A 16,407-nucleotide genomic window follows, 5' to 3' on the forward strand; every position below is an offset into this window, starting at 1 on the left:
CCTGGGCTACGCTTCGGACACAAAAGGACTACAAACGGTGAAGGGATTGTCGCAATTTCACTTTATTTCCGGTCTTCCGCGCTCAGGCTCGACTCTGCTTTCTGCGATCTTGTTGCAGAACCCGCGCTTTCACGCCGGCATGACCAGCCCCGTCGGTTCGCTGTTCAGCAGTGTGCTGCAGCAGTGCAGCGCCGGCAGCGAGTTCGGTTCGGTGATCGACACCGACCTGCGTCGCCGCCTGTTGCGCGGGCTGTTCGACTCCTACTACGCCGACAAGGCCGACAAACCCGTCATCTTCGACACCAACCGTCAGTGGTGCGCCCGCCTGCCGGCCCTGCAAGACCTGTTTCCCCAAGCCAAGACCATCGCCTGCGTGCGCAATGTCGCCTGGGTGCTCGACAGCCTGGAGCGGTTGTATCGCGCCAATCCTTTCGAAAACACCAAACTGTTCAACGACGATGACGAGCGCAACACCGTCTACAGCCGTTGCGAAACCCTGGCCCAGCGCAACCGCCTGGTGGGGTTTGCCTGGACGGCACTCAAGGAAGCCTATTACGGCGAGCATGCCGAGTCGCTGCTGATCGTCGATTACGACCTGCTGAGCCAGGCGCCCGAGCGGGTGATGCGGCTGGTCTACGAGTTCATCGGCGAGCCCTGGTTCGAACACGATTTCAATCACTTGACCTACGACGCACCGGCCTTCGATCAGGCCTTGGGCGTTGCGGGTCTGCACAAGGTCAAGCCCAGGGTCGCGCCGCAAGCTCGGCGCACGCTGCTGCCGCCGGACCTGTTCGAAAAGTTTGCCGAGTTGTCGTTCTGGCGCGATGGGTCTGCCAGCGCGGCGAATGTCATTCGTATGAAAACCGACGCCGCGATCAGTTGATTGCGGTTTTTCTCATTTTGCGTATTCAAAGTTCGAGTCCAGGTGATCGTCATGTGGTGGAGCAAAGGCAAATCGCGGGTAACCGAGGGCACACAGGCCCTGGCATCGCCAATGATCATGTCCCTGGAACCGCGCATGCTGTTCGACGGCGCGGTGGCCGCGACCGTGGCCGAGGCCGCGCAACCGGAGGCTCATCCCACTGCTGACGCAGCCAAGACACCGACGGCCGACCCGTCGGTCGATACCCATGCGCCCCAGGGCCAGGTCGATGCCACCGAAGCCGCCGTGCCGGGCAAGTCCGTGGTGTTTATCGATTCCCGGGTCAAGGATGCCGCCAGCCTGCTCGAGGGTGTCGCGCCGGGTACCCAGGTGGTGCAGCTCGACGCGACCAAGGACGGCCTGCAACAGATTGCCGACTACCTGGACACCCACCAGGGCGTGAGCTCGGTGCAAATCATCGCCCACGGCAACGCTGGCGATTTGTGGCTGGGCAACGCCTACCTGTCGGCGGACAACGTCCAGGCCCGCAGCGAGGTGCTGGCGCAGATCGGCCAGGACATGAACGCCGGTGGCGATATCCTGATCTACGGCTGCTACACCGCCGAGGGTGACCGGGGCCTGGCACTGGTCGATTCGCTGGCGCAGTTGACCGGCCGTGACGTGGCGGCCTCCAATGACCGCACGGGCCTGGGCGGCGACTGGGACCTGGAAATTGCCACCGGCAATATCGAAAGCGCCAACGTGCTGTCCGTCAGCGCGATGAGCGAATACCAGTGGGGCCTCGCCACCTGGACCGCCACCAATAACGCCAACACTGGCGTGGGTTCGTTGCGTGCGGCCCTGGCCTCTGCCCAGAACGGCGACATCGTCACCTTCAGCAGCGGCATGACTGTCGCGCTGACCCAGGTGCTGGTGGTCAACAAGAACGTGACCATCGACGGCGACCTCAATAACGACAACGTGGCCGATGTCACCCTCGATGGGCAATTCCGCACCCAGGTCCTCAACGTGACGTCCGGTACGACGGCAACCCTCGATGGCCTGGTGATTACCCGCGGCATGGTGGCGGGCGACGGTGGTAATGGCGGCGTCGACGCGGCGGTCGCCAAGGCCGGCGGGATCTACAATGCCGGGACCTTGACCCTGCGCAACGTCACGATCACCGCGAACGCCGCATCGGGCGGTGGCGGCGGTGGCGGCGTGACGCCGCAATATGCCGGTGGCGGCGGCGGTGGCGGCGGCGCGGTCGGCAGCGGTACCGGCGGCAAAGGCGGCGATACGATCAACGCCACGGGCGCCGTTGGTTCGACCGGACAAGGCGGCGCCGGCGGCGGTTTCTTCAACATGGGTGGGCGTGGCGGCAACTCCACCGGTGGCATCGGTGGCGCCGCGTACCCGGGCTACAGCACCGGCTCGTCGGGTGGTACGGCGGCCAGCGCGGGCCTGTCCATTGGCGGCGGCGGTGGCGGTGACGGCTACAACGCCGTGGGTGGTGCGGGTGGCGGTGCAGTCGGCGGTATCTACAACGACACCGGCGCGACCCTGCGCATCATCGGCAACTCGGTGATCTCCAACAACATCGGTGCCGGCGGTGGCGGCGGCGGCGGCGGTGCCGGGGGCGGCTACACCCACACCGGCGGCGCGGGGGGCGTCGGTGTCGGCGCCATCTGGAACAAAGGCGCTATCCTGATCACCGCCGCCAACTTCGCGGCCCTGTCCGGCAACGTCGGCGGCAGCGGTACCGGCGGCGGCAGTGCTGGCACTTCGGGCACTTCGCCGGCTTCCGTCGCCAATGTCTACGGCGATGGCGGGACCATCAACACCAACTATGTGCCGGACGAGACGCCACCGACCGCGACCGTCGTGGTGGCCAATACCAACCTGAGCTCCGGCGGTACCTCGCTGGTGACCATCACCTTCTCCGAAGCGGTGACTGGCCTCACCTCGTCCGACCTGACGGTGCAGAACGGTACGGTTGGCACCTTGACCAGCGGCGACGGCGGCGTCACCTGGACCGGCACGTTGACGGCGGCCAGCAACATTGCCGACACCACCAACGTGATCACCCTGGACAACACCGGCGTCGCCGACCTGGCCGGCAACGCCGGCGTGGGCACCACCAGTTCGAACAATTATGTGGTCAACGACACCGTGGCGCCGACCGCGACCATCGTGGTGGCCGATACCGCGCTCCGGAGCGGTGAAACCTCGACAGTGACCATTACGTTCTCCGAAGCGGTGAGCGGTTTCACCACCGCCGACCTGACGGTGGCGAATGGCACAATCACCGGCTTGAGCAGCGCCGACGGTGGCATCACCTGGACCGCGACCCTGACGCCGGATGCCGATATCACCGACACCACGAACCTGGTGGTCCTGGACAAGACCGGTGTCGCCGACCTGTCCGGCAACGCCGGGGTGGGCACCACCAACTCCAACAACTACGCCATCGATACCCTGCGCCCGACTGCCACCATCGTCGTGGCCGATACGTCGCTGAGCGTCGGTGAAACGTCCCTGGTGACCATCACCTTCAATGAAGCGGTGAGCGGTTTCACCACCGCCGACCTGACGGTCGCCAACGGCGCGGTGACCGGGCTGAGCAGCGCCGATGGCGGCATCACCTGGACCGGGACCCTGACCCCGACCGCCAGTGTCACTGACACCACCAACGTGATCACGCTGAACAATGGTGGCGTTGCCGACCTGTCCGGCAACGCCGGGGTGGGCACCACCGACTCCAATAACTACGCGATCGACACGGTGCGCCCAACCGCCACGATCGTGGTGGCCGACACCGCACTGGCCGTCGGCGAAACCTCACTGGTGACCATTACCTTCAGCGAGGCCGTGAGCGGCTTTACCCTGGCCGACCTGACGGTCGCCAACGGCGCCTTGAGCGGCCTGAGCAGCAGCGATGGCGGCATCACCTGGACCGCGACGCTCACGCCGACCGCCAGCATCAGCGACGCCACCAACCTGATCGTGCTGGCCAACACAGGCGTGTCCGACGCCGCCGGTAATGCCGGCACCGGCACCACCAGCTCCAACAACTACGCCGTCGATACCCAGCGCCCGACCGCCAGCATCGTCGTGGCCGATGCGGCATTGAGCATCGGCGAAACGTCCCTGGTGACCATCACCTTCAACGAGGCGGTGACCGGCTTCACCACGGCCGACCTGACCGTCGCCAACGGTACCGTCACCGGGCTGAGCAGCGGTGACGGCGGCATTACCTGGACCGGGACCCTGACCCCGACCGCCAGCATCAGCGACACCAGCAACGTCATCACCCTGGACAATACCGGCGTCAGCGATGCCGCGGGCAATGCCGGTAGCGGCACCACCAACTCCAACAACTATGCCATCGACAACGTGCGGCCAACCGCGACGATCGTGGTCGCCGACAGCACCCTAAGCATCGGCGAGACGTCTGTGGTGACCATCACCTTCAGTGAAGCGGTGACCGGTTTCACCCTGGCCGACCTGACGACGGCGAACGGTGTCTTGAGCGGCTTGAGCACCAGCGACAACATCACCTACACCGCGACCTTCACCCCGAGCGCGGGCATCAGCGACACCAGCAACCTGATCACCCTGGACAATACCGGTGTCGTGGACGGAGCGGGCAACGCCGGCAGCGGCACCACCGACTCGAACAACTACGGCGTCGATACGCTGCGCCCGACCGCCACCATCGTGGTGGCGGATAACGCGCTGAGCGTTGGCGAAACGTCCCTGGTGACCATTACGTTCTCCGAGGCGGTCACAGGTTTCGACAACTCGGACCTGACCGTGGCCAACGGCACGCTCAGCGCGGTCAGCAGCAGCGACGGCGGCTTCACCTGGACCGCCACCCTGACCCCGAACCTGGGGGTCAGCGATGCCACCAACCTGATCACCCTGAACAACACCGGCATCAGCGATGCGGCGGGCAATACCGGCACTGGCACCACCAACTCCAACAACTACCAGGTCGACACCAACGTGCCCACGGCGACCATCGTGGTGGCCGATACGTCGCTGAGCATTGGTGAAACGTCCCTGGTGACCATCACCTTCAACGACGCCGTGAATGGCTTCGACAACAGCGACCTGAGCATCAGCAACGGTACGCTGAGCAGTGTTTCGTCCAGCGATGGCGGCGTGACCTGGACGGCGACGTTCACCCCGAGCGCCGGCATTTCCGACACCAGCAACCTGATTACCCTGGACAACACCGGCGTGCGCAACGGCGCGAACAACGCCGGGGTCGGCACCACCGATTCCAACAACTACGCCGTCGACACGGTGCGCCCAACGGCGACCATCGTCGTGGCCGACACCGCCATTGCCGCAGGCGAGACCTCGCTGGTGACCATCACCTTCAGCGAGGCGGTGACCGCGTTCACCAGTGCCGACCTGACGGTTGCCAACGGCGTGATCTCCGGCCTGAGCAGCAGCGACGGCGGCATCACCTGGACCGCGACCTTCACACCGACCGCTGGCGTCACGGACACCAGCAACGTCATTTCGCTCAACAGTGGCGGCATCGTTGACCTGGCCGGCAACGTCAACGTCGGCACCGCCGACTCGAATAACTACGCCGTCGATACGCTGCGCCCGACCGCCACCATCGTGGTGGCGGACAACGCGCTGAGCGTTGGCGAAACGTCCCTGGTGACCATCACCTTCTCCGAAGCGGTCACAGGTTTCGACAACTCGGACCTGAGCGTGACCAACGGCACCCTGAGCGCGGTCAGCAGCAGCGATGGCGGTATCACCTGGACCGCGGTCTTCACCCCGGCCTTAGGCATCCGGGACACGACCAACCTCATCGTGCTGGACAACACCGGCGTGAGCGATGGGGCGGGCAATGCCGGAACCGGCGCGACCAGCTCCAATAACTACGCCATCGACACCCAGGTACCGACCGCCACCATCGTGGTGGCCGATACGTCCCTGAGCATCGGTGAAACCAGCCAGGTGACCATCACCTTCAACGAAGCGGTGAGCGGTTTCGACAACAGCGACCTGACCATCAGCAATGGCACGCTGAGCAACGTGTCGTCTTCCGACGGCGGCGTTACCTGGACGGCTACGTTCACACCGAGCGCGAGTATTTCCGATACCAGCAACCTGATCACCCTGGACAACACCGGTGTCGTCAACGTCTCGGGCAACGCTGGTGTCGGCACCACCGATTCCAACAACTACGCCGTCGACACGGTGCGCCCGACGGCGACCATCGTTGTCGCCGACACGGCCCTCGCCGCGGGCGAGACGTCGCTGGTGACCATCACCTTCAGCGAAGCCGTGACCGGCTTCACCAGTGCCGACCTGAGCGTTGCCAACGGTTCGCTCAGCGGCCTGAGCAGCAACGATGGCGGCATCACCTGGACGGCCACGTTCACACCGACCGGTGGCATTTCCGACACCAGCAACCTGATCACCCTGGACAACAGCGGCGTGGCCGACCTGGCGGGCAACGCGGGCAGCGGCACCACCGACTCGAACAACTACGCCGTCGACACCCAGTTGCCGACCGCCACCATCGTGCTCAGCGATACAACGCTGAGGCCGGGTGAAACCGCGCAAGTGACCATCACCTTCAGCGAGGCGGTGACTGGCTTCAGCAATGCTGACTTGAGCGTGGCCAACGGTACCCTGAGCGCCGTCAGCAGCAGCGACGGCGGCCTGACCTGGACGGCGACCTTCACGCCAACCCTCGGTGTGAGCGACGCCTCCAACCTGATCACCCTGGACAATACCGGTGTGAGCGACGCGGCTGGCAACGCTGGCGCGGGCACCACCGATTCGGCCAACTACGCGGTCGAGACCCGGCTGCCAACCGCCACGATCGTGGTGGCCGACAACGCCCTCGCGGTCGGTGAAACCTCATTGGTGACCATCACTTTCTCGGAGGCGGTCAGTGGCTTCGACAACAGTGACCTGAGCATCAGCAACGGTACGCTGAGCAACGTTTCGTCCAGCGATGGCGGCGTGACCTGGACCGCGACGTTCACCCCGGCGAGCAACGTCACGGACACCACCAACCTGATCAGCCTGGACACCAGCGGCGTGGTCAACGCCTCGGGCAACACCGGTGTCGGTGTGGTGGCCTCTAACAATTACGCAATCGACACGGTGCGCCCGGGCGCCACCATCACCGTGGGCGACACCACTCTGGGCATTGGCCAGAGCACCACCGTGACCATCAGCTTCACCGAGGCGGTGTCCGGTTTCGACCTGTCGGACCTCAGTGTCGCCAATGGGGTGTTGTCCAACCTCGCCAGCAGTGATGGCGGCCTGACCTGGACGGCGACCCTGACCCCGACCGCGGGCGTCAACGATGCCACCAACCTGATTCTGCTCGACGCCAGCACTGTGCAGGACTTGGCCGGCAACGCCGGCGTCGGCATCGCGATTTCCGCCAACTACGCACTGGACGCCACCCGGCCGACGGCCACCATCGTGGTCGCCGACCCGAACCTGACGGTGGGCGAGACGACCCAGGTGACCTTCACCTTCAGCGAAGCGGTGACCGACTTCGATCTGTCGGACCTCAGCGTCACCAACGGTGAACTGACCAACCTGACCACCAGCGACGGCGGCAGGACCTGGACGGCTACGTTCACGCCGACGGTGAGCCTCACCGACCCGAGCAACTTCATCGCCCTGGACACCAGCAACGTCAGCGACCTGTCCGGCAACGCCGGGGCCAGCGTGGCGGTGTCCAACAACTACGCGATCGACACCGTGGTGCCCAACGACGTGAAGCCGCCACCGGAGTTCCTGACGTCCGACCCGGTCACGGTCCTCCCGCCGTCCGAGGTGCCGTTGCAACCGATCGTCTTTACCCCGCCGACTGGCAACCTGGGTTCGCCGCTGGGCTTCCCGCCGCTGTTCGAGCAACGGGACGTGGGCGGGGGCCTGCGGCCGATTGGGGACATTTTCATCAACCGTGGTGCCCTGGCGCCGAGCTATATCGCCCAGGTTTTCAGCTCTGACGCCGCTGGCGATGGCAGCGGCCAGGGGTTCCTCGGCTTTGGTGGGGGCGATGGTGGGGTGTTCGGCAGCAGCACGCTTTCGACCCTGTTCACCCAGGACGCCGGTTCCGAGGGCGATTCGATGGAGGCCTTCGGCAGCCAGTCGATGCAGGGCGGCGATGTGTCCCAAGGGCTGCGGGGGATGTTCGGAGCGCCGAGCCTGGGTCAGCAGCTGCAACAGCTCAAAGACACTGAACAACGTCAGGTCGACAACCTGGCAACCGCGTTACGACAGGTCGGTATCAGCCAAGTGCTGGCTTGAATTCTAAAAAATATTGGGGCAGCCAGGGGCAATCCAGGGAATGAATAGAAGTCAGAAGTTATTTGCAGTGAGTGCGCTGGCGTTGGTGGTCAGCGGATGTGCCGTCACCAGTGAGCCGATCGATCGAAGCGTCAGCGAACAGCGCGCTCGAACCGACCTGCAGAACATGTACAAGGATCAGGAGCCGCTGAGCGGCCCACTGACCCTGCACCAGGCCATGGCCCGGGCGGTGAAGTACAACCTCGAAGGTCGCTTGAAGATCATGGAGGAAGCCCTGGCCAAGCGTCAGCTGGACCTGGCCAGTTTCGACATGCTGCCGCGCATGGCCCTGGATGCCGGTTATGTGGGCCGCAACAATGTCAGCGCCTCCAGCAGCCAGAGTGTGGAAACCGGTACCCAGTCCCTGGAACCGTCGACCTCCCAGGACCGTGACCGTGAAGTGGCGGACCTGACCATGGTCTGGAACGTGCTCGACTTCGGCGTGAGTTATATCAGCGCCAAACAGGCTGGGGACCAGCGCCTGATTGTGCAGGAACGCCGGCGCAAGGTGATCAACACCATTGTTCAGGACGTGCGTTCTGCCTACTGGCGCGCCATGGCCGCCGAGCGCCTGCTCAAGCAGATCGACAGCCTGATGGTCCGGGTCGAGGCGGCGCGCGACAATAGCCAGAGCATGAGCGAACAGCGCATTGGTGACCCGGTGCAGGCCTTGGGTTACCAGCGTTCGCTGATCCAGGCCACCCGCCAACTGGAAGAGCAACGCCGGGCGCTGTCCCTCGCCAAGACCGAGCTGGCGACCCTGATCAACTTGCCTTTGGGCACCGAGCTGACGCTGGCGACCCAGGACGAATACACCATCCCGGAACTCAAGGTCGACCTGGCCCGCCTCGAACAGGAAGCCCTGGCCAGCCGTCCGGAATTGCGCGAGCAGGACTACCAGACGCGCATCACCGCCGCCGAAACCCGCAAGGCCATGTTGCGCCTGTTGCCGGGGCTGGAGTTTTCCGCCGGCGGGCATTACGACAGCAACTCGTTCCTGGTGGAGCAGGGTTGGGCCGACTATGGCGTGAAAGTCACCTGGAACCTGTTCAACGTGATTTCCGCCCCGGCGGCCATCGACGTGGCCAAGGCCGGTGAGGAAGTGGCGGCGGCGCGGCGTCAGGCGATGTCGATTGCCGTGTTGGCGCAGTTGTACGTGGCCAATGCCAACTATCGCGAAGCCCTGCGCCAATTCAAGACCAGCCAGCAACTGTCGGACATCGACGGGCAGATTGTCGGTCAGCTGCGCAGCCGTCACCAGGCTGCCGGTATCGGCGAACTGGACCTGATCCAGGGCGAACTGAATACCCTGCAGGCCGATCTGCGCCGGGACCTGGCCTACGCCGACCTGCGCAACGCCTACGGGCAGATCTTCGCCAGCGCCGGCCTCGACCCGCTGCCGAACGAAGTGCAATCGACCGAAGTCCAGTCGATCGCCACAGCGCTGGCCAACCGCGAAGCGGCCTGGTCCCAGGGCGATATCACGTTGCCGGAGCCCGCCACGGTGACTCAATAACCGGGCGCTGGCATGGCGCGTCCGGCGTTTTCCCGGCTGCCGGTGGCGGTGAACCTGCCGTTGCTGTTGCAGGCACTGGCAGCCATTGAAGACGTGCGTTGGCGGGGGCATTTCAACAGTGCCTATCACAGCGGCGATTGGAGCGGCGTGGCGCTGATTTCGGCGGCCGACGCTGTCACCGAGCTGTCCCCCGGGCGCGGTCAGCCCCGACACCGTGAGCCTTGGACAGCGGACGGTCGCTGGCATGAGGCGTTGTGCCAATGGCCCCTGGAGATCGTCTCGGCCCGGTTGCTGCGGCTGGGACCCGGCGGGTGCATCCACGAGCATCGTGACTATGACCTGGACGGACCGGACGCCGATGTGCGCCTGCACGTTCCCCTGCTCAGCCCACCTGACGTGGACTTCTTCCTGGATGGACAGATCATTCCGATGACAGCCGGTGAGTGCTGGTTTCTCGACCTCGCACGGCCCCATCGGGTGGTTAACCGAAGTGCTCATTCGCGGGTTCACCTGGTGCTCGATTGTCGTCCCGGGCCCTGGCTGGCCCGGCAGATCGCCGATGGGTTGCCCACCACACCCGCCGCGGGCGCCAGGCAAAGCGACTTCGCTCGTTTTCAGCGGTACGTGGAAAACGATCCTCATCTTGCCCGGACGTTGCAGGGCCTGCCTGACCTCGATGCATTCATTGAGTCGGTGCTGGCGCTGGGGGCCGAGCGAGGGCTTCATTTCACCCGGGAAGAATTGCGGGCCGCCATGCGCAACGGTCGCCAGCAGTGGAGAGCGCAGTGGAAGACCTGAGTCTGCACGGTTGGCTGCCCATCCGCGTATGGCGGGAGGCCGGACAGTGGTGGGTCGATTGGTGCTGGTTTGGCGACGCGCAACTGACGCAGCCATTTTTTGGCGACGCCGTGGAAGACGCCCTGCGCCTGCCCTTCAACCAGGCGTTCCGTCGCCGGACGCCTTTGGACGCGCTCGGCCAGTGGCAACGGCAAAGCCCGGGCCTCGGGCCCAGTGCGTTCATTTTCCATGCCTCCCGTTGCGGTTCGACCTTGATCAGCCAGATGCTCGCCCAATTGGACGACCATATCGTCATCTCGGAATCGCCGCCCCTGGATACGCTGCTGCGCGGTGATCTGCCGCCGGGCGAACGGTGCATGGCGCTCAAGGGCTTGATGTCGGCCTACGGGCAGCGCCGTCGAGGCGTGGAGCAACGCCTGGTGGTCAAGCTCGACGCCTGGAACATCGGTGAGCTGCCGTTGTTGCGCGGGTGCTTTCCCGACACGCCCTGGCTGTTCGTCTACCGCGATCCCTTGGAAATCGCCGTTTCCCACTTGCGCCGTCCCGGCATGCACATGGTGCCGGAGATGATCGGGCCGAGTGTCCTGGACGATGGATTGCCGTTCGGCAGCCGGGAAGATTTCATCCCGCGCCGGGTAGGGCGGTTGTTGGCGACGGGGGTGGAGCACTGCCGGGCATTGGCTGGGCTAGCGGTCGACTACACCGAACTGCCCGAGGCGATGACGGGCAGGCTGGCAGCGTTTTTCGGCCTCGATGATGAGCAATGCAGGCACGTCTTCGCAGCGGTCGGGCAGCATGCCAAGCAGCCGGCGCAAACATTTGTTGGCGATAGCGAAGACAAGCGCCGGGAGGCGTCGGCGCTGTTGCGCGAGCAGGTCATGCGCTGGGCGCAGGGGCCCTATGAAGCGTTGAAGTCACTGCCCCCGTAGCGGTGAATCAAACTCGCTTTTGTGGGGAATCAAACCCGCTTTTATGGGGAATCAAACCCGCTTTTGTGGGGAATTAAACCCGCTTTTATGGGGAATCAAACCCGCTTTTGTGGGGAATTAAACCCGCTTTTGTGGGGAATCAAACTCGCTTTTATGGGGAATCAAACCCGCTTTTGTGGGGAATCAGACCCGCTTTTGTGGAGAGTCAAACCCGCTTTTGTGGCGAGGGGATTTATCCCCGCTGGGCTGCGAAGCAGCCCTAAAGCAGCGAACCCAATCTTCCTGGCACACCGAACTGACCGATTCGCGGCCGCTTCGCAGCCCAACGGGGATAAATCCCCTCGCCACAGGGGATGCTTGCTCTGTGGGTCAAGGCTTGTTCGGCGACAACTCCGCCATCCCCTTGAGCAATTCAATCGGCAAAGGGAAGACGATGGTGGAGCTTTTATCCCCGGCAATCGAGCCCAGCGTCTGCATGTAGCGCAGTTGCATGGCGCCTGGCTGGCGCCCGAGCATTTCGGCGGCCTGCATGAGTTTTTCCGAGGCTTGCAGCTCGCCTTCGGCGTGGATCACCTTGGCCCGGCGTTCCCGTTCGGCCTCGGCTTGGCGGGCGATGGCGCGGATCATGGATTCGTTGAGGTCCACGTGCTTGATCTCGACGTTCGCCACCTTGATGCCCCAGGCGTCGGTCTGGGCATCGAGCACTTGCTGGATGTCGCCGTTCAATTGCTCGCGTTCGGCCAGCAACTGGTCCAGGTCATGTTTGCCCAGGACCGCCCGTAACGTGGTTTGCGCCAATTGGCTGGTGGCCATGAGGAAGTTCTCGACCTGGATGATTGCCTTCTGCGGGTCGAGCACGCGGAAGTACAGCACCGCGTTGACCTTCACCGAGACGTTGTCCCGGGTGATCACATCCTGGGCCGGCACGTCGAGGACAATCGTGCGCAGGTCGACGCGGATCATCTGCTGCACCACCGGAATCAGCAGGATCAACCCTGGGCCTTTGACTTGCCAGAACCGACCGAGTTGGAACACCACCGCCCGTTCGTATTCGCGCAGGATCCGGAATGTCGAAGCCGCCAGCGCGATCAACAGCAACAACAGCATCGTAAAACCGATTTGCATACCCATCTCAGACTCCTTGTGAGTCAGCGGGGGCCACTTCCAGCAGCAAGCCCTTGCGGGCGATGACCCGAACCGCTTGCCCAGGCCGCAGCGGCGTCGCGCTTGCCACCTGCCAGCGTTCGCCTTCCAACTGGACCCAACCCTGACGATGATTGCCGGCCTGCAAAACGGTCACCGCCGTGACGGTGCCCAACAGCGCGGCATCGCCGCTGACAGGCTGACGTGGCCGGGTCTTCAACGCACGGACCAGCAACGCGATCAGCAGCAAGGCGCTGACCAGGCCCAGGCCGAGCATCAGCGGAACCGGTACATCGGCGTTGGTCAGGATGACCGCGCCAATCACGCACAGAACAATGCCACCCAGCCCCGCGACGCCGTAATTGGGCAGGGCCGCCTCGAAGACCAGCAAGGCCACGCCAACGGCGATCAGCCAGAAACCCAGGGGATCGGTGCCCGGTGGCATGAGGCCATCGGCACCGAACGCGGGCCCGCTGATTGCCAGCAGCGCAACCGTCAACCAGTGAATGTTCACGGGATCCTCCGCAACGTGTCGTTGTCGGGATGTTTATTCAAAGTCTAGTCGAGTCGGAGGTTGATTGAATTTTGATCAGTCTGGCGGTCGGCGAGGGGCTAGACTGCCAAGAGAACAGCCATTCCCTGAAGTGCCCCGGAGCCTCCCATGGAAACGCCGATTCACAGCCTTTCTGCCCTGTTCAAGCAACTGGGCCTGCCTGACGATGCCGTCAGCATCGATCAGTTCATCGTCACCCACTCGCCTCTCAAGCCCGACTTGCACCTGGCCGATGCATTCTTCTGGAACGAGGCCCAACAGCAATTGCTGCGCGACGAGATCCTCGAGGATGCGGACTGGGCGGAAGTGATAGACCAGTTGGATGTGTTGTTGCGCAAGGGGCGTAGCGAGTGAGATCGACGCAATACCTGTGGGAGCGAGCTTGCTCGCGATGGCGGACTGTCAGTCAACATTGATGTAACGGACCTGACGCTATCGCGAGCAAGCTCGCTCTCACAGGTTTGAGTTTATATTCTTTTTAAGTCTTACCAAATAGCTTCTTATTCCTTAAATAATACAACTCTCCTCCCTATACTCGTCCCGGAACAGACACGCAGGAGAGCACCCATGCGCAACGAATCGATTCGCTACCTGATTGTGCCGGGCTGGCAAGGATCGCCGGAAAATCATTGGCAAACCCACTGGCAGAACAGCCTGCCCAACAGCGCCCGGGTCGAGCAGGCCGACTGGGTGACGCCCCGGCGTGAAGACTGGGTGGCCGCGCTGGCCGAGGCCGTGGCCGCCGATAACACCCCGGTGATCCTGATTGCCCATAGCCTGGGTTGCATCACGGTGGCCCATTGGGCGGCGACCGCGCCGGTGCACTGCCTGCGGCAGGTGCGCGGGGCGTTGCTGGTGGCGCCGGCCGATGTCGAACGACCGGCCTGCGTCCCGGCACTGCGCAACTTCGCGCCGATTCCCAGCGACCTGTTGCCGTTCCCAAGCCTAGTGGTCAGCTCCGACAACGACGCCGCCGTGAGCGCCCCGCGCGCCTTGGAACTGGCCCGCAACTGGGGCGCCGAGGCCGGGATCCTGGCGGGGGCGGGGCATATCAACGTGCAGTCCGGCCACCAGCGTTGGGAACAGGGTTTCGCTTACCTCTACCGTCTGCAAAACCGCATGGAGCATCACGCCCTGCGTCGCGCCTGAATGTTAAGCGCCCCCCGTCTCCCGGCGGTCTGGGGCGGGAGCCTGCCATGAGTTTGGATGAAACCTTCGGTCAGCCCTTGCTGACCTTTCCCGATGCGGAAAAAAGCCCCCTGAGCATCCGCGCCAAGGCGCTGGTGTTCGTCGACCCCCGTTCGCGCCAGTTGCGCCAGGCGTTGGAGCAACTGGCGCCCCGTGAAATTTCGGTGCTGATACGCGGAGAAACCGGTAGCGGCAAGGAGTTGCTGGCCCGGCATATCCATCGCGAGAGTGATCGTGCCGGATTGTTTGTTTCGGTCAACTGCGGTGCCATCAGCCCGACTTACGCCGACGCCGAACTGTTCGGATATGCCGCTGGCAGCCACAGCGGCTCGGCCAGCAGCCGGGCCGGTTGGTTCGGTTCGGCCAATGGCGGCACCCTTTACCTGGATGAAATCGGCGATTTGCCGCTGCCGATCCAGATCAAGTTGCTGGCGGCCCTGGAGAACCACGAAGTCACCCGCGTCGGCGCCCATCAGCCCAGTCCGGTGGATGTCCGCCTGGTTGCGGCCACCAGCATCGACTTGGCGCAGGCTGTGGCCGCTGGGAAATTCCACGAACGCCTCTACCACTACCTGGGCGAAGGCCGGCTCGAACTGCCGGCCCTGCGTGAGCGGGTGGGCGATATCCTGTCCCTGGCCGAATATTTCCTGGGGATCTACAGCCAGCGACTCGGCCTGGCCGTGCCGCTGATCAGTGAAGCGGCGCAAGGTGCCCTTGAGCAACACAGCTGGCCGGGCAACACCCGCGAGCTGGAAAATGTCATTCACTTTGCGTTGCTGGTGAGCACCGGTGACGAGATTTTACCCGAGCACCTGAATTTACCGCCCCAGCCTTCAGTGCCTGAACTGATCGAGCAGCAAGTGGCGCAGGTCATCGCAGGTGGATCGGAAGGTGAGCGTGCCGCACTCAAGGTGCTGCTCAGTCGACTGGAACAAACGCTGTAGAAAACACCGGAACTCGTGGCGAGGGGATTTATCCCCGCTGGGCTGCGAAGCAGCCCCTAAGCGATCAACTCAATCTGCCTGACACACCGGGTGCCGGCATTTAGGGCCGCTTCGCGCCCCAGCGGGGATAAATCCCCTCGCCACAAAAGCGGTGTTAGCTATATGAGTAAAATGAATATGAACTTGAATAAAAGATATTGTTAAGGAATAAAAAATATCGGTATCGTCCGCATCACGCCAGCGATAGCACTTCACTGGCACTTCTACCGTTAGCCGTCGTCCATGACGACTGTGATTCTCGATAAGGACACTGCATGAAAAAGGTTCTGTTGTTCACCGCATTGGCGGCGGCCCTGGCTTCGGGCCTGGCCCAGGCCGCGGAGAAACTGGTCGTGGCCGCCACCCCGGTACCCCACGCTGAAATCCTCGAGCTGATCAAGCCGGCCCTGGCCAAAGAAGGTGTGGACCTGGAAATCAAGGTCTTCACCGACTACGTCCAACCCAACGTACAGGTTGACCAGAAGCGCCTGGACGCCAACTACTTCCAGACCCTGCCGTACCTGACCAACTTCAACGAAGGCAAAGGCACGAACCTGGTGACCGTGATCGGCGTTCACGTCGAACCATTCGGCGGCTACTCGAAGAAGTACAAGAACCTGGCGGACCTGCCAAATGGCGCGACCATCGCGCTTCCCAACGAAGGCAGCAACAGCGGCCGTGCCCTGATCCTGCTTCAGAAGGCTGGCCTGATCGAGTTGAAAGACCCGAAAAACGCTTTGGCGACTCCGAAAGACATCGCCAAGAACCCGCACAACTTCAAGTTCAAGGAACTGGAATCGGCCATGCTGCCGCGGGTGCTGGACCAGGTCGACCTGGACCTGATCAACACCAACTACGCTTTGGAAGCGGGTCTTAACCCGGCCAAGGATGCCCTGGTGATCGAAGGTTCGGATTCGCCTTACGTCAACTTCCTGGTGGCCCGTCCGGACAACAAGGACAGCCCGGCCATCCAGAAACTGGCCAAGGCCCTGACCAGCCCTGAAGTGAAGGCGTTCATCGAGAAGAAATACAGCGGCGCGGTATTGCCGGCGTTCTGATCGAGCCAAGCCGACGCGTCTGTGGCG

11 protein-coding genes are annotated in these 16,407 nt (G+C 63.5%); 9 read left to right on the forward strand and 2 right to left on the reverse strand.

What is annotated here, in order from left to right; all coding sequences use genetic code 11:
* Window positions 1-37 precede the first annotated feature (37 nt).
* From ACMTA2_RS02220 to ACMTA2_RS02240, 5 genes are read left to right on the forward strand one after another with little or no spacing between them, the layout of a single operon-like run.
* The gene (locus tag ACMTA2_RS02220; RefSeq protein WP_413793531.1) at window positions 38-883 is read left to right on the forward strand and encodes a sulfotransferase family protein; all 846 of its coding nucleotides are present in this window, start codon (window positions 38-40) and stop codon (window positions 881-883) included.
* A gap of 51 nt (window positions 884-934) precedes the next feature.
* On the forward strand, window positions 935-8,173 hold the full coding sequence (locus tag ACMTA2_RS02225; protein WP_413793532.1) for an Ig-like domain-containing protein: 7,239 nt from the start codon (window positions 935-937) through the stop codon (window positions 8,171-8,173).
* A 40-nt stretch (window positions 8,174-8,213) separates the two neighbouring features.
* Complete coding sequence (locus tag ACMTA2_RS02230; RefSeq protein WP_413793533.1) at window positions 8,214-9,728, forward strand: TolC family protein; 1,515 nt, start codon at window positions 8,214-8,216, stop codon at window positions 9,726-9,728.
* A 12-nt stretch (window positions 9,729-9,740) separates the two neighbouring features.
* On the forward strand, window positions 9,741-10,526 hold the full coding sequence (locus tag ACMTA2_RS02235; protein WP_413793534.1) for an aspartyl/asparaginyl beta-hydroxylase domain-containing protein: 786 nt from the start codon (window positions 9,741-9,743) through the stop codon (window positions 10,524-10,526).
* Entirely contained in the window at window positions 10,514-11,455 is a 942-nt protein-coding gene (locus ACMTA2_RS02240) for a sulfotransferase family protein (RefSeq protein WP_413793535.1), read from the forward strand. The genes ACMTA2_RS02235 and ACMTA2_RS02240 overlap by 13 nt, the downstream gene beginning before the upstream one ends.
* A gap of 369 nt (window positions 11,456-11,824) precedes the next feature.
* Here ACMTA2_RS02240 and ACMTA2_RS02245 read toward each other — a convergent pair whose 3' ends face one another.
* Both ACMTA2_RS02245 and ACMTA2_RS02250 read right to left on the reverse strand, forming a co-directional pair.
* Window positions 11,825-12,586, reverse strand: a complete 762-nt coding sequence (locus tag ACMTA2_RS02245) for a slipin family protein (protein WP_413793536.1) — start codon at window positions 12,584-12,586, stop codon at window positions 11,825-11,827.
* Between the two features lies 1 nt (window position 12,587).
* A complete protein-coding gene (locus ACMTA2_RS02250; protein ID WP_413793537.1) occupies window positions 12,588-13,112 on the reverse strand; it encodes an NfeD family protein in 525 nt (174 codons plus the stop codon).
* A 147-nt stretch (window positions 13,113-13,259) separates the two neighbouring features.
* Here ACMTA2_RS02250 and ACMTA2_RS02255 point away from each other — a divergent pair, with 147 nt between their 5' ends.
* The 4 genes from ACMTA2_RS02255 to ACMTA2_RS02270 all read left to right on the forward strand — a co-directional run bounded on the left by ACMTA2_RS02255 (window position 13,260) and on the right by ACMTA2_RS02270 (window position 16,380).
* Complete coding sequence (locus tag ACMTA2_RS02255) at window positions 13,260-13,505, forward strand: DUF2789 domain-containing protein (RefSeq protein ID WP_413793538.1); 246 nt, start codon at window positions 13,260-13,262, stop codon at window positions 13,503-13,505.
* Between the two features lie 213 nt (window positions 13,506-13,718).
* Entirely contained in the window at window positions 13,719-14,300 is a 582-nt protein-coding gene (locus ACMTA2_RS02260) for an alpha/beta hydrolase (protein WP_413793539.1), read from the forward strand.
* A 47-nt stretch (window positions 14,301-14,347) separates the two neighbouring features.
* The gene (locus tag ACMTA2_RS02265) at window positions 14,348-15,283 is read left to right on the forward strand and encodes a sigma 54-interacting transcriptional regulator (RefSeq protein WP_413793540.1); all 936 of its coding nucleotides are present in this window, start codon (window positions 14,348-14,350) and stop codon (window positions 15,281-15,283) included.
* A gap of 314 nt (window positions 15,284-15,597) precedes the next feature.
* Entirely contained in the window at window positions 15,598-16,380 is a 783-nt protein-coding gene (locus ACMTA2_RS02270; protein ID WP_413793541.1) for a MetQ/NlpA family ABC transporter substrate-binding protein, read from the forward strand.
* The last annotated feature ends 27 nt before the right edge of the window (window positions 16,381-16,407 follow it).

Origin of the sequence: Pseudomonas medicaginis, from assembly GCF_965119365.1 — a bacterium.
Classification (GTDB): Bacteria; Pseudomonadota; Gammaproteobacteria; order Pseudomonadales; family Pseudomonadaceae; genus Aquipseudomonas.